We start from the raw sequence: 588 nt of genomic DNA, 5'->3' as shown, positions 1-588 counted from the left end.
GATGTGGCTCAGTTATTAGCAAGCACAACGCCTGAATTAACACTGCAAGCGCAAAAGCTCCAACGCATTGATTTGTATTCCTGCAATACATTACGTCTTTCCAAACTGCATCTTAGTTAACGGCTTCTTAAGGAGAAGGTTATGACTTTATTTTTCGAACAACTCAAACAAAGCACTGCCGTCGCTCAACAAGCAATGTTAACAGCGCCAGTCATCGAGGATGTTAAACAAGGTAATATTTCCCTAGATATGTATATCGCTTTTCTAACGCAAGCTTACCATCACGTCAAGCACACTGTTCCTTTGCTAATGGCATGTGGTGGTCGGCTATCTGATGAATACGAATGGGTACGAGAAGCTCTTGCTGAGTACATTGAGGAAGAAAAAGGCCATCAAGAATGGATCTTGAGTAACATTAAAATGTGTGGCGGCGATGTTGAAGCTGTACGCAACAACAAAAATGTAGGGCAGGTCGAAGCTCCTATTGAGTTAATGATTTCATATCTCTACCACAATATTGACCGCCACAATCCACTTGCGCTGTTTGGTATGGTGTGGGTGTTAGAAGGCACTAGTGTTGGAATTGGT

At 42.5% G+C, this 588-nt stretch carries 1 protein-coding gene; it reads left to right on the top strand.

What is annotated here, in order from left to right:
• Nucleotides 1-141: 141 nt before the first annotated feature.
• Nucleotides 142-588 (top strand): iron-containing redox enzyme family protein (locus tag I3255_RS13665; protein ID WP_238039295.1); only part of this gene is annotated, 447 nt, incomplete at its 3' end.

The sequence above is a fragment of the Psychrobacter sp. Ps6 genome (assembly GCF_022129235.1).
GTDB lineage: Bacteria > Pseudomonadota > Gammaproteobacteria > Pseudomonadales > Moraxellaceae > Psychrobacter.
Note: the sequence above shows the minus strand (reverse complement) of the source record. Positions and strands in the feature narration are given on the sequence as shown.